Origin of the sequence: Streptococcus oralis (genome assembly GCF_026782085.1) — a bacterium.
GTDB lineage: Bacteria > Bacillota > Bacilli > Lactobacillales > Streptococcaceae > Streptococcus > Streptococcus oralis_DA.
On the sequence record NZ_JAKUVW010000002.1, the window covers coordinates 68,870 to 81,850 of the forward strand.

General features: G+C 39.8%; 20 protein-coding genes and 1 pseudogene. 9 read left to right on the top strand and 12 right to left on the bottom strand.

Features of this window, described 5'->3' with window-relative positions:
- Positions 1–134: 134 nt before the first annotated feature.
- From MK395_RS01200 to MK395_RS01225, 6 genes are all read left to right on the top strand, one after another.
- Positions 135–833, top strand: coding sequence for a hypothetical protein (locus MK395_RS01200; RefSeq protein ID WP_125391382.1), 699 nt, complete (start codon positions 135–137; stop codon positions 831–833).
- Positions 834–892: 59 nt separating this feature from the next.
- On the top strand, positions 893–2,170 hold the full coding sequence (locus MK395_RS01205; protein WP_049501465.1) for an alpha/beta hydrolase family protein: 1,278 nt from the start codon (positions 893–895) through the stop codon (positions 2,168–2,170).
- Positions 2,158–2,574, top strand: a complete 417-nt coding sequence (locus tag MK395_RS01210; protein WP_049501464.1) for a hypothetical protein — start codon at positions 2,158–2,160, stop codon at positions 2,572–2,574. Before MK395_RS01205 ends, MK395_RS01210 begins: the two co-directional genes overlap by 13 nt.
- A complete protein-coding gene (locus MK395_RS01215; protein WP_000959511.1) occupies positions 2,568–2,882 on the top strand; it encodes a hypothetical protein in 315 nt (104 codons plus the stop codon). The genes MK395_RS01210 and MK395_RS01215 overlap by 7 nt, the downstream gene beginning before the upstream one ends.
- Positions 2,883–2,988: 106 nt before the next feature.
- A complete protein-coding gene (locus MK395_RS01220; RefSeq protein WP_268711097.1) occupies positions 2,989–3,780 on the top strand; it encodes a DUF2785 domain-containing protein in 792 nt (263 codons plus the stop codon).
- 109 nt (positions 3,781–3,889) lie between these two features.
- A complete protein-coding gene (locus MK395_RS01225) occupies positions 3,890–4,558 on the top strand; it encodes an MIP/aquaporin family protein (RefSeq protein ID WP_084921716.1) in 669 nt (222 codons plus the stop codon).
- A gap of 57 nt (positions 4,559–4,615) precedes the next feature.
- On the opposite strand, the gene queF is transcribed toward MK395_RS01225, so the two are convergent.
- The 7 genes from queF to MK395_RS01260 form a co-directional block, all read right to left on the bottom strand.
- Positions 4,616–5,107: a preQ(1) synthase gene (gene queF, locus MK395_RS01230; protein WP_000082583.1), complete on the bottom strand. Its 492-nt coding sequence runs from the start codon at positions 5,105–5,107 to the stop codon at positions 4,616–4,618.
- An 18-nt stretch (positions 5,108–5,125) separates the two neighbouring features.
- Positions 5,126–5,842: a 7-carboxy-7-deazaguanine synthase QueE gene (queE, locus tag MK395_RS01235; protein WP_268711098.1), complete on the bottom strand. Its 717-nt coding sequence runs from the start codon at positions 5,840–5,842 to the stop codon at positions 5,126–5,128.
- Positions 5,835–6,278, bottom strand: a complete 444-nt coding sequence (queD, locus tag MK395_RS01240) for a 6-carboxytetrahydropterin synthase QueD (RefSeq protein WP_049478444.1) — start codon at positions 6,276–6,278, stop codon at positions 5,835–5,837. Before queD ends, queE begins: the two co-directional genes overlap by 8 nt.
- Entirely contained in the window at positions 6,278–6,931 is a 654-nt protein-coding gene (queC, locus tag MK395_RS01245) for a 7-cyano-7-deazaguanine synthase QueC (RefSeq protein ID WP_049478445.1), read from the bottom strand. The genes queD and queC overlap by 1 nt, the downstream gene beginning before the upstream one ends.
- A 202-nt stretch (positions 6,932–7,133) precedes the next feature.
- Positions 7,134–7,448: a thioredoxin gene (trxA, locus tag MK395_RS01250; protein WP_070696183.1), complete on the bottom strand. Its 315-nt coding sequence runs from the start codon at positions 7,446–7,448 to the stop codon at positions 7,134–7,136.
- A 14-nt stretch (positions 7,449–7,462) separates the two neighbouring features.
- Entirely contained in the window at positions 7,463–7,684 is a 222-nt protein-coding gene (locus MK395_RS01255) for a DUF4649 family protein (protein WP_000570263.1), read from the bottom strand.
- Between the two features lie 100 nt (positions 7,685–7,784).
- Complete coding sequence (locus tag MK395_RS01260) at positions 7,785–8,165, bottom strand: MarR family winged helix-turn-helix transcriptional regulator (protein WP_070696185.1); 381 nt, start codon at positions 8,163–8,165, stop codon at positions 7,785–7,787.
- A gap of 196 nt (positions 8,166–8,361) precedes the next feature.
- Between MK395_RS01260 and MK395_RS01265 the strand changes: the two genes are divergently transcribed.
- Entirely contained in the window at positions 8,362–8,736 is a 375-nt protein-coding gene (locus MK395_RS01265) for a CidA/LrgA family protein (RefSeq protein ID WP_002879833.1), read from the top strand.
- A complete protein-coding gene (locus MK395_RS01270) occupies positions 8,733–9,428 on the top strand; it encodes an LrgB family protein (protein WP_001288950.1) in 696 nt (231 codons plus the stop codon). The genes MK395_RS01265 and MK395_RS01270 overlap by 4 nt, the downstream gene beginning before the upstream one ends.
- Before the next feature lie 172 nt (positions 9,429–9,600).
- Here the strand turns inward: MK395_RS01270 and MK395_RS01275 are convergent, their stop codons facing one another.
- Both MK395_RS01275 and MK395_RS01280 read right to left on the bottom strand, forming a co-directional pair.
- Positions 9,601–10,041: a hypothetical protein gene (locus tag MK395_RS01275; RefSeq protein WP_000724381.1), complete on the bottom strand. Its 441-nt coding sequence runs from the start codon at positions 10,039–10,041 to the stop codon at positions 9,601–9,603.
- The gene (locus tag MK395_RS01280) at positions 10,038–10,451 is read right to left on the bottom strand and encodes a helix-turn-helix domain-containing protein (protein ID WP_045618020.1); all 414 of its coding nucleotides are present in this window, start codon (positions 10,449–10,451) and stop codon (positions 10,038–10,040) included. The genes MK395_RS01275 and MK395_RS01280 overlap by 4 nt, the downstream gene beginning before the upstream one ends.
- A gap of 263 nt (positions 10,452–10,714) precedes the next feature.
- Here MK395_RS01280 and MK395_RS01285 point away from each other — a divergent pair.
- Positions 10,715–11,005: pseudogene (locus MK395_RS01285) on the top strand (IS30 family transposase); the annotation flags it as partial.
- A gap of 86 nt (positions 11,006–11,091) precedes the next feature.
- Here the strand turns inward: MK395_RS01285 and MK395_RS01290 are convergent.
- From MK395_RS01290 to MK395_RS01300, 3 genes are read right to left on the bottom strand one after another with little or no spacing between them, the layout of a single operon-like run.
- Entirely contained in the window at positions 11,092–11,820 is a 729-nt protein-coding gene (locus MK395_RS01290; protein WP_268711099.1) for a hypothetical protein, read from the bottom strand.
- Positions 11,821–11,835: 15 nt separating this feature from the next.
- Complete coding sequence (locus tag MK395_RS01295; protein ID WP_268711100.1) at positions 11,836–12,531, bottom strand: ABC transporter ATP-binding protein; 696 nt, start codon at positions 12,529–12,531, stop codon at positions 11,836–11,838.
- A gap of 4 nt (positions 12,532–12,535) precedes the next feature.
- A complete protein-coding gene (locus tag MK395_RS01300; protein ID WP_000119117.1) occupies positions 12,536–12,901 on the bottom strand; it encodes a GntR family transcriptional regulator in 366 nt (121 codons plus the stop codon).
- Between the last annotated feature and the right edge of the window lie 80 nt (positions 12,902–12,981).

Genomic DNA, 12,981 nt, shown 5'->3' on the forward strand with positions numbered 1-12,981 from the left:
AATGTACTGACCTTGGAGACGTCTAATCTGACTTACGAATGTGAACAAGATGCAAGGAATTGTTGCTTTTATGGTATACTATAAGGGAACTATGATTAGTTGTTTTATTGAATATCATAAGTAAGGAGAAAGTTATGAAAAAACGCATGTTTCTCATAATGGTACTTTTAGGAGGATTGATAATGATGAGCTTGGCAGGGTGTGGAGAAAACAAGAATAGTCGAGAATGGATTGAGAATAAAGTCTCTGAGGTTAGTCGTGTCTATCCAACCGAGAATCTGTTTGATTTGTTTAAGCAATTTCCGAAAGGGTTTAATATTACTCAAACATTTTATAAGGATTCGCTCAGAACAGTAGTTTCCTTAGATGGAGATGAAGAAAGTCAAACCATAAAAGGAAAGATAGAGACTATGCAAATCTCTACTGATCCATATAAAGAAGAAGTGAAAGAGCATGTTGATGTAGAATATAAAGATGGTGAATTTATATTTTCTAGCAATGAGGTAGCGGAAAAAATTTGGGATTATAAAGGTTTTCTATTTCAAAAATTAAGTTTGAATAGAGATGTTTTATCTCAAATGAAGCTTGAAAAGTTTCAATATTATTCAAATCGCAATGTGTTTGAAATCTATTATTTTAGTGATGACTCTACGATAAATAATTTCCTTAATTCAAAAGGAGAACACATCTTATCAATAAGTGGCTCGGAATCTTATAATAATACAAAAGGTTATCGATTGAATGTTAATATTGCTTTTAAGGATAACCCAAATGATGGAATGAGTGAGATAGTTTCAAGTTGGATAGATGATAGAAATAGTGTTTCTAATTAATTTGCTAACATTTAAAACATCCTGATTGACCTGATTATAAATAAGGAGCATGCGAAAGAATGAGTGAAAAAGAATCAGTTAACAGTGGAATTCCAACTCTGGATGCAGCGAACCTGACTTATGAATTTGAGAATGCAAGGTGGAGAGGAGCAACTGATGAACAAATTTTAGATAAGAAAATAGGTGCTCAAAAGGATAAGACTATCCCCTCCAACCTCCAATATCTAGATGATTTTCATGATGATTCCGCTGGCACAAGTGGTACAGCCTTCCTAGATAAGGACAGTGGAGAGGTGATCATTGCCTATACGGGAACGAATCCTAATGCGGATATAGTCAAGGATGTCGCTACAGATGTCGGTAGTATAGCCATGGCGCTCGGTTTTCATTATGATGAAGCTTTCAAATTTTATGAAAGGATTCGACAGAGATATGGGGATAATATTACTCTAACTGGACATTCTTTAGGAGGGAACATCGCTCAGAGGGTGGCCTTAGAGTATAACGCTCCGCGTACTGTGGTATATAACTCAGCCCCTCTCTATTTAGAAGGTCTTATCGAATCTAAAGATAAAATCATAGATTATCTGACTCCGTGGGATTCGGCAAGGGAGAAGATAATCAATAAACAAAAGACATTCACAGGTCAAGTAGTACGAATCCGGACTCAAGATGACTTTCTTAACAATATCTCAAAGCCTTTTTTAGGTGTATACTTGGGAGAAGATTATCTGCTTGAAAATTCTGGTGGGCACAATATTGACCCAGATATTACGGGTGATAAAAATCAAATTAACCAAATCAAGGATATTTTGGAAAAACAGAGTCCAGAGAAAATGACTGGACTTGAAAAGAAGAACTATGAGACCCTGAAGAAATTACAAGGTGTCAAAAATGGACTTCTAAAACAGTTGAATACTAAATTTTTATCAGATGGCAGTATAAGTAGCCATGAGATGTTTTTCTTGGATAGTGTCCAAGCAACAGCTGTTGCGACGGCAATGACAGAGAGTGTCAGTAACGGACACAGCGAGATTGAGGCAGTGGCTAAAAAAGCAGTTACAGATGCTGAAACACTCTACGATAACAGTAAGGAAGTTCCCTGGTTTGTAACAGAGTTAACTAATGATGAGATAGAGGATGTCTATGTAGAAGCTGGGGTAACGTATGATAGTATTGTGGGTGAGACTCAGAGACATTTTGATAAAAAAGTAAGTAAATCAGCTGCGATTGTAAAAGCCTTTACGGATTTGGAAACCAACATTCAGAAAGGTGTTGAACAGGCGGTTGAAGGAGACGAAAGCTTGGCAAGGGATATTAATCAATGGACAAACTAGAAGAAATCCAAGTGAAAATAAAAAAGCAAGAAGAGGGACTTTGGTCCTTGGAGGATGACTATAGAACTGCTAAGAAGAAAATAGAAGAATCCTATGAAAGTTTAGATCATAATCGTTCTCAGTTGACAAGACTATATGAGGAGTTTGAGAACATTGCTTATGATTTTGGTAGACAGAAATCTGGAGACGATGGGGAGCACCATCAATTTCTGATGTTATTGGAATCTTATTCAAGTGAGACGAGTAGTGAGTATCTTCGGCAGTATGCTAAAATAGAGGCAAAAGATGAAGAGTTGCAGACTCAGTACCGAAAAGAGCGCTCTCGCTTAGAAAAAGAGTTAGAAGAGAGTTATAGTCAAAGAAAAGACTTATATGAGTTAGAAAGGAGGCAGAAGAAATGCTAGTGGATTTAGTCATAGATGCTTTGATTGGACCTATGTCAGAATCAGCCAGACGAGAAATCAAAAAAACATTAGAAAGAGCAGCTATCAAAGCATTTTGTGCTCCTCCTATAAAATCAGGTAGAAAAGGTATTGTAGATAAGTACGATGAGGAGATAGGGGTTCTTGCTATGACAAATAAAACTGCTGTAACGACTTTAGCAGCTCAAATGGATAGCTCAATTAATGGGTTGGGACAAAAAGCCATTAGCGAGACTATTAGTAAAAATAGTACATCTTTTGAAGATTTAACTCCGAAAAAGAAAAAATAGTGCTTTAACTATGCCATGTTCCTTTCCAATTTTTCCAAATATTCCTATTCAAAGTCATCTTCGGATGACTTTTTGATAAGTTACTAGAAATGTAGAGGTACTTGAGATGCGTAAAAAATTACAAAGAAAAGTGACAGAAGAAAAACCAAGCTATATTCGAGAAGAAATTCAGTGGTTGCTTGAGCATTTAGGAGATTCCTCTCCAGAAATTCGAGACGAACTTGTTTTTACGAGTTTGGCTAGAGGGATTCAAGAAGAACTGTTTTCCCTTGAACAGTTTCAGTTTATCTCAGAAGAGGTCTCCTCTGATGAAGGTCTATACAAAGAGATTGATAGTAGAGGAGTTTCGGCTCTTAAACGTTCTTTTAGGGCGCTTATTTATGCCAATCTTTTGTATGCAGATGGTAACGAGCACTCTCTTTTCTATAAAGGCTTAAAAGCTGATATAAGAAATGCTATGCTATCTCAAGGTTTGTATTACCTTAAAAAAGAAAAGGATACGACAGGTTTTTCAAGTCAGTATGGTTGGGTTCACGCTTTTGCGCATGGAGCGGATCTCTTGACGGAAGTCGTTTGTCATCCAGATTTTCCTAGTAACAGATTTTCTGAAGTATTTGATGTACTGGGTCAATTATTTAAAAGAATTACCATTCGTTTTACAAATGATGAGGACTGGCGCTTAGCGAGAGTACTTTATGAACCCATTTTGCAAGGGAAATTAGGGCAAGAACAAGTAGCTTCTTGGATAAAAACTATTGACTTTCCGATAGAAGAGAGGGAAGATTTTTATAAATTTTCCAACTTCAGATCCTGTCTGCTGGAAGTCTATATCCAACTTGACCAGAGAAATAGTTTACAAGATGCCTTGAAAGAAGCCATTCAATCTTTTCAGTACTAAGTTCAAGCGAGTCGTTTCATGATTTTCAATGAACTTTCCAGTCAATTTTCTTGAAACCCTTTCCTTCTTTTGATAGACTAATACATAGTTTGAAAAAAGGAGACTTATCATGAAAAAATTTGTTGCTGAATTAATCGGTACATTTATGCTTGTGTTCATCGGAACAGGAGCTGTTGTTTTTGGAAATGGTCTTAATGGCCTTGGACACCTTGGAATTGCTTTTGCCTTTGGTCTAGCAATTGTGGTTGCAGCTTTCTCAATCGGAACTGTTTCAGGTGCTCACTTGAACCCAGCGGTTTCGATCGCTATGTTTGTAAACAAACGTTTGTCATCTTCAGAACTTGTAAACTACATCCTTGGACAAGTAGTTGGAGCTTTCCTTGCGTCAGCTGCAGTATTCTTCCTCTTGTCTAACTCAGGCATGTCAACTGCAAGTCTTGGTGAAAATGCCTTGGCAAACGGTGTCACTGTCTTTGGTGGTTTCTTGTTTGAAGTTATCGCAACTTTCTTGTTTGTCCTAGTTATCATGACTGTAACATCAGCAAGCAAAGGCAATGGCGCAATCGCTGGTTTGGTGATTGGTTTGTCATTAACAGCCTTGATCCTTGTAGGCTTGAACATCACTGGACTTTCAGTAAACCCAGCTCGTAGCTTGGCACCTGCTGTCTTGGTAGGTGGCGCAGCCCTTCAACAAGTATGGATTTTCATCCTTGCCCCAATCGTTGGTGGCGTTCTTGCAGCACTTGTTGCGAAAAATTTCCTTGGAACAGAAGAATAATTGAAACTCAAAAAGCCTTGCTCCTCAGTTTGAGGAACAGGGCTTTTTCGTATCTGTTTAGCGGTTGTCAATTTTCTCTGGATAAAGGTCGTGTTGGAAGAGGCGTTGTTCTGCCAAACCTTCATACTTGCTTCCAGGTCTACCGTAGTTGTAGTAGGGGTCGATTGAGATGCCACCGCGCGGAGTGAATTTTCCCCATACCTCCAAATAGCGAGGGTTTAGTAGATTGACCAAGTCTTTCCCGATGGTGTTGATACAGTTTTCGTGAAAATCCCCATGGTTTCGATAGCTAAAGAGGTAGAGTTTGAGGGATTTTGACTCGACGCAGAGCTTGTCAGGAATGTAGGAAATATAAATCGTCGCAAAGTCTGGCTGAGCAGTGATTGGGCAAAGGGAGGTAAATTCAGGACAGTTGAATTTGATGAAATAATCATTTTCCACATGACGATTGTCAAAAGATTCGAGAACTTCTGGTTGATAGTCAAAAATGTAGTTGGTTTCTTTGTTGCCCAGTAGGCTTAGGTTTTTCATTTCTTCTTGTTGTGACATGTTTTTTTCTTTCTAATCTTAAACACCACGTTGGTTATCGTAGAGGAGGGTATGAAGTTGGGGAAGGACGCGGACATTGCCCCAGCTATCGTCAGTAGCGACGCGTTCCCAGAGTTCTTTGAGACGGTCTAGTTGGTCTTGAACAATATTACCTGTAGCCTTGGGCTCAGGATTTCCAGCCGATAAGAAGAGGACATCTGGTTGGTAACGTTCTTGAATCCCTTTAGCAAAGGCCAAATCGGCATCATCAAAGACAGGGATTTTAAAGGTGACTTTGTCTGGATCCAGCTGGGAAACGATGAAGTCTAAGGTCTCAAAGTTGACTTCCATCTTGGAGGAAGGAGGTTTGGGGCTGAGAGTGACCTGGTCAATGTCTTTTAACCAATTTTGCCAGCGGGAGCCTTGGGTCTCAACAGCTAGAGTGACACCGCGTTCCTTGAGCTTGGTGACCAGTTGAGCCATGTTGGCTGCTAGGATAGCGGGATTTCCGCCAGATAGGGTAACGTAGTCGTAGCTTCCAAGTTTATCCAATTCAGCAATGACCTCGTCAGCTGTCATACGAGTTGGCTTTTCAGAGCCATCCCAAGTAAAGGCAGAATCGCACCAGTCGCAGTGGTAGTCGCAACCAGCAGTGCGGACAAACATGGTTTTCTGCCCGATAGCACGACCTTCACCTTGAAAGGTTGGGCCAAAGATTTCCAGAACTGGTAGTTTGAGGACACGTTCCCTAGTCATCTAACCACTCCCGTCTAAACTCCGCAAAGGCAGTCGGAGTCTCATAGAGGCGAACGTATTCCAAACGGAGACTGCGTTCGTCTGGCAACTCTTGACTCATGGTTTGGAAAATCCAGTAAACCATATTTTCAGCAGTCGTGTTCATATAAGGCAGGGTTTCATTGAGATAGCGATGATCCAAGTGGGGTTCTAAGTAGTCCTTGTAGATCGCTTTAATATCTCCAAAGTCATAGGTCATGCCCCGTTCATCTAAAAATCCACTGACAGCGATTTGCAAATGATAGGTGTGGCCGTGCAGGGATTTGCATTTTCCCTCATAGTGAAAGAGGTGGTGGGCAGCGTCGAAAGTGAATTCTTTTGAAACTAAGGTTCTGTGAGGATTGTAGACGAGAGACTCCCCAGTTTCCTGTTTGATTTCTTTAGGTGCGAAAAACATTAGCCCTCTCCCTTCTGTGAAAGATAAACATCTAAACCATGCTGACGTAGGTGGCAGGCTGGACAATCTCCACAGCCACTTCCGATAATCCCATTGTAGCAGGTTAAGGTCTTCTCACGAACGTAGTCAAAGGCACCAAGTTGGTCGGCTAACTCCCAAGTTTCAGCCTTGTCTAGCCACATGAGAGGTGTTTGGATAACAAAGTCATAATCCATGGCAAGGTTGAGAGTAACATTAAGGGATTTGATAAAGACATCACGGCAGTCAGGGTAGCCTGAGAAGTCTGTCTCGCAGACACCTGTCACGATATCATTAATACCTCGTTGCTTGGCAAGAACTGCTGCAAAGGATAGAAAGAGGTGGTTGCGACCGTCAACAAAAGTATTGGGAACCTCTCCCTCTTTTTGCTCAATCTCCAGATCAGAGGTCAAGGCATTTTCAGTGATTTGTCCCAGCAGAGACATATCTAAGATGTGATGACGAATGCCCTGTTCCTTAGCGATTTCTCTAGCAACTTGAATTTCGAGATGATGGCGTTGGCCGTAGGCAAAGGTGACGGCTTCGACTGTTTCATAGTGTTCTTTAGCCCAAAAGAGGCAGGTTGTGGAATCTTGACCGCCACTAAAGACGACCAAGGCTGATTGACGTTTCATAGTACTCCTTCCAAAGTGGAAAATGTTCAGAGCACGCAAAAAGCTCCCTTGAGGGGAGCTAAAAAATACCAAGTAGAGGTTTTTTTTAGCGATGGCATGTCCCAAACATCGTAATATTCTATCTACAGTCTAGCATATTTTTTGAAAAATGGCAAAGGGCAGGAAAAAAGAGACCAAATAAAGTACTTGGTCTCTCGTGTGATTAGCTCAATTCAGCAACGATGGCCTTGATTTGTTCTGCAGTATGAACACCTGCAACTTGTTTCACCACTTGACCGTCTTTTTTGAAGAGAAGAGTTGGGATAGACATGATTCCAAAAGCACGAGCTGTGTTTGGATTTTCATCGACGTCCATTTTAACGATTTTCAAGACATCTTCTGAAAGTTCTTCAGACAATTTGTCCAAGATTGGACCTTGCATACGACATGGACCACACCAAGTTGCCCAGAAGTCTACCAAGACCAAACCGTCTTTTGTTTCTTGTTCAAATGTTGCATCTGTAATTGCTTTTACCATTGTATTTCTCCTTTTTAATTATATTGGCTTAAATCTTGTTTCATGAGATAGAAGAAGACATCTCCATAAGTCCCATGGTAGTCCAAGTCATGACCATTGTAGGTTAATTTTTGGACAGTATAGTAATCCGCGACGCCGATGAGGCAGGCATGTTGCGAACGTTCAAAGTCTTGGTATGACTCGAAAGTCATGGTTCTCTCTTGCTTGCTGGCGTCTAGATAGGTAATTTCGATCATATAAAACTCCTTTGTTGTTTGATCTTGACTTTATTGTACTCCTTGAAAAGAGGAATGTCAAGAAAAATGATTGCGCACGCAACTTTTTCTGAAAATCTGATTAAGAAATGAAATCAAGACTCATTTCCAGTCTTTCTTCGACGGCTTTTTGCAGGTAAGCTAGGGTTGTTTGTCCCTCGTCAGTCAGACAGATAAAGCTAGCCCGTCTATCCTGATCGCAACATCGGCGACTAAGCAGACCACAGTTTTTCTCTTCCAGGCGGGCCACCATTCGCGAAACAGCGCTCGGACTGAGATGGAGTTTATCGGGTAAATCAATCTGTCGTAAGGATTTTTCATCGGCTAGATCCAAATAGTAGAGCAGGTAAAACTCTTTCAAGTTCAGCCTTTGTTCACTCTGCTGGGCAATAGTTTCTTCCAACAAGGCTTCCATTTCTTTTTGATGGCGGTTGTAGTCAAACCATTTTTCTAAGTAGGTCATTGCTTTCTCCTTTCTTTTCAAAGTAAAAATCACAAAGTTATTAGTGACTGTTTCTGCAATACAAGATGATTGCGCATGCAATGATTATACTACTTTTAACTAATCCGTGCAAGAGAGAAGAATTGCAATATTTCCTTGAAATTTTCTGAAAAAAGAGTAAACTGATATGCAAGAAGTCTATTTCGTGGAGTTTAGAATGAAATTATATGTTCAATTAATGATTCTCTTTGTGATTTCATTGATCGGTGAGGGAATCTCCAGTTTCTTTCATCTGCCCATCCCAGGCAGTATTATCGGCTTGATGATTCTCTTTCTAGCCCTGCAGTTCAAGTGGTTAAGGACCAGGCATGTCAACATGGTGGGGAATTTTTTGCTGGCCAATATGACCATTCTCTTTTTGCCGCCAGCGGTGGGAATCATGGAAAAGTTTGATGTGATTGCTCCCTATCTCTTGCCCATCGTCTTGATTGTCTTTTTTGCGGCTGTCATCAATATTATCCTCATAGCAGTGGTAGTTCAGTTCATCAAGAGACGATTTGAGGGAGATTATGAGAAAGGAGATGCCAAATGAGTGAATTTGTTTCCAATCCCCTGTTTGGACTTGCCCTGTCTATCCTTGCTTATCTAGTGGGGATGTTGATTTATAGACGTTTTCCCCATCCTTTGACAACGCCCTTGCTTTTGTCGGCTGTTTTTATCATTATTTTTCTAAAGGTGACTGGTATTTCTTACCAAGACTACTATCAAGGTGGGGTTTATCTGAACAATTTGATTGTTCCGTCAACAGTGGCTTTAGGGATTCCGCTTTATAAGAGTTTTCATCTGATGAAGCACCATGCTCGAAGTATTCTCTTTGGTAGTCTGCTAGCAGTGATCGTCAATACTAGTTTTACGGCCTTAGTTGCGAAAATCTTTGGCATGGACTTTTTCCTAGCCATTTCTCTCTTTCCCAAGTCAGTGACGACAGCCATGGCAGAGGGAATCACAGAAAAATTGCAAGGTTTGACGACTGTGACCGTGGTTGTTGTTGTGGCAACTGGGATTTTAACCAGTGTCATCGGACCAACCCTTTTGAAGTGGTTGAAAATAGACGATCCAGTAGCTGTTGGTCTTTCCCTTGGTGGAACAGGTCACGCAGTTGGAACAGGAACAGCCTTCCGATATGGCTCAGTAGCAGGAGCCATGGGTGGCTTGGCTATCGGTATTACTGGTATTCTCTACGTATTTGTAAGCCCCATCGTAGCTAGTTTGATATTGAGTTAAAAAGCAAGGAATTTAAGTTCCTTGCTTTTTCGAATCGTATGTTATAGGTTTTTACTTTCCCAATTTGTAAAATTAAGCTAGACAGAAGCAGATTCTTAGTAAAAAATCACTTCTCTCACTTTCTTGCCGTATTTATAGACAATATACATAAATAACCAAAAAACACCTAGGACTATTTTAAAATCCTAGATGTTTTTCCTGATGTGCTAAGAAATATTTTACGCAAATACAGATAATAAAGGCCAAGCAATCCTAAAACAACCAAATCAACGAAAAATTGCCAACCAAAAACCTGAATGCGATTCCTAAAAAGACTGGTCAATAGAATCAGCAGAGCATCTCCCCAGAAAGCAAGACCAGCCAAAGTAAGGGCTAATTTTCTTCTGAAAAAATAGAAAATCGGACTCAAGGTAGCAGCTAACAAATGGCTAAACCACACAATTACAAAGACAACAGGATAATGGCTAAAGTAAACCATAATAGCTGAATTATAATGTTCTGCAAAATAAGTCTGGTTACGCGTCATTACCATGACAAAATCATAGCAGCCTATCAAATTCAAGAAAAATATAAACACTGCAAAGCTAAGACCAAAACCAGTAATTTTTTTCATTTCATTAACCCCATTTCTTCAAAAGCTTGAATAAAAAAATCGCTCTTCAACAAGGCCAAGCCTTGATTGACATCACCTAAAACCATAAGGCTGTCGTCTTTTTGGATGTTAAAAATTTTTCTCGCTCGTGCAGGAATGACGATTTGTCCCTTTTCACCAACAGTTACCGTTCCAAAAATATACTTCCCTTCTTTGGCTTTAGTAGCAAAAGGAGAGACATCCCCATTAACCAACTCATCTAAGCTGATATCAAAAATTTCTGCCAAACGACTTGAAGAAATAATATCCGGTAAACTGTCGCCCAATTCCCACTTACTGAGAGTCTGACGAGATACGCCTACTTTTTCAGCTAATTTTTCCTGAGAATAACCTGACTTTTTCCTTAGCAGAGCAATCGTTTCACTAATCATACTTTTCCTACCTCTTTTCCTGAACTCATTATAGAGCCTTCTTGTCCAACTTTCAAGCATCTTTTATTGGCAAAACGAGAGTTTTTTGTTAAAAATCATAGCAAAAAAGAAGCCCGTCTGATCTCTAGTACAAATACTAGAACTTTTTATATTCCTAATTCAATTTTTTTAACACCCAATTTGTAAAATTAATCTAGACAGAAAAAGCCATCTATGTTAGGCTCAGGTAAACTACCACATTTGTCTGAAAGGAACCAACATAAATGACCTATACTCATCTTACCACAAACGAGCTTGTAATGATAGAGGCTTACTATCAAGAAAACATAAAAGTTTCAGATATTGTGACTTCACTTGGCAGATCAAAACAGACAATCTACAATGTCATCAACTATCTGAAAGAGGGGCACTCTGCTTATGATTACTATAACCGATATAAAATCAATAAGAAACGCTGTGGCAGGAATAAAACCAGTCTTACGCAATCAGAAAAAGATTTTATCCAAACTCTTTTAGAACAAAATTGGAGTCTTGATGTTATTAAAGGAACTTATTCAATTTTTTAATCTAGTTAGAAAATGAGATAAAGAAAAGGATAGCCTCTCAGTGATGAGATGTTATCCTTTTTTTGACGTTTAAACTATTGCAAATTAACCTTGTTTTTCAAGATATAGTAGGTTCCGAGATAGTAGATAGCCGATAAAAAGAGATCGCGCAAGATTTCTGTACCAGCCATCACGTTAAAGTCATTTTCAATTCTGAAGAAGAGAGAAACATAACCAATGACGATGGCAATGACGATATAGGCTAAAATTCCCATAGCTGTTCGATATTCATTAAAGAGTTGTCCGATAGAGATGGAGAGGTAAATGGATAAAATCCATGCGATTGACCCGACAAATAGTGATAGGGCATACAGCCAGCCGTAGCTGAGATAAGGGGAAATGAAGTTGTAGAGGGCAGTGAAGTCTTTTTCAATTGGTGTTAAGAAGATGATAATCAATATACTTAAGATAAAGACGATATAGCTTAAGATGGACCAGACAAGACCACCTAAAAGTTTTGCGATGATGATTTGGTGCTCAGAGACAGGCAAGGTCAAGGTCAAGTACCCTTGGCGGTCATAAACACTCCCCTTGAATCTTCGGATGATTAAAAAGATTGTTGCAATCCAAAGAGTGACGCTGAGTCCTCCAAAGACTAGTACTAAAAAGAAGATGAAATAAGCAGCATTGTTAGGATTGTAACTCTGGCTAAGACTGTTAATAAAAGCTCCAATCAAAACTGAAATTGCAAGCACAGCTCCATAGAGCGCTAAATACCATTTATTGACATTTTTAAATTCATAACGAACTAGATTCCAAAACATAATAATCTCCTTTAACTAAGCCTTGAACTCCTGACGGAAGAGCTGGTCAATTGATTCACCTGACTCGTAACGAATATCATCAACATTTCCTTGGCGGACGACTTTCCCGTCTTTGAGGAAGATGATCTCATCCAAGATTGGCTCAATATCTGAAATCAAGTGGGTTGAAATCAGCACCGTAGAGGTTGGTGAGTAGTTATTGATGATGGTATTGAGGATATAATCACGGGCAGCTGGATCCACGCCTCCGATTGGTTCGTCCAGAACGTAGAGGCGGGCTTCACGGCTCATAACCAAGATGAGTTGGACCTTTTCCTTGTTCCCTTTTGATAGTTTCTTGAGGCGACTGTTTTCATCAATACCGAGATCGGCTAAAAGGTGTTGGGCTTTTTCGAGATTGAAATCCTGGTAGAAGGTTTTAAAATAGGTTAGAGCATCCTTAACCTTCATCTCTTCATTGAGGTAGGTTGTGTCTGGCAGATAGGAAACGATCGCCTTGGTAGCAGGACTTGGATCCAATCCGTTAATGAGAACACGTCCTTTATCAGGCTGAAGAAGGCCATTGATCAGTTTGATTAAGGTCGTTTTTCCAGATCCATTTGGGCCGAGGAGACCAACAATTTTTCCAGCCGAAATCTCAAGAGAGATATTGTCAAGTGCCGCAGTTGCTCCATATGATTTTGTTACATTTTCAAGTGCTAGTAGTGTCATAGTCTTAAACTCCTTTAATATAGTCGCTTAATACATTTGGCAGTTCTTCTTTTTTGTAGCCAAATTGAAGCATGCAAGAGACGAATTGTTGTAGCTGCTCCTCGGAAAGTTGTTTGCGGGACTGAAGGATGAGGTCCAAATCCTCGGTGACAAATCGACCAGTTGTCCGCTTGCTGTATACAAATCCTTCACGTTCGAGGTCAGACAAGGCGCGCTGAATGGTATTAGGATTGACCCCAGCCTCGCTCGCCAAATCTCTCACGGTAGGGAGCTGTTGGTTGGGTTCCAGCTCATGGGAAACAATCTGTAGTTTGATTTTTTCCATAATCTGTAAATAAATCGGTTTTGTATTATCAAATGACCAGGACATCATAGTCTCCTTTCTTTGTCTTTCTTGTTCTAATTAAATAATACAATAAGACAAAAAACTTGTCAAGTAAAAATAAGAAT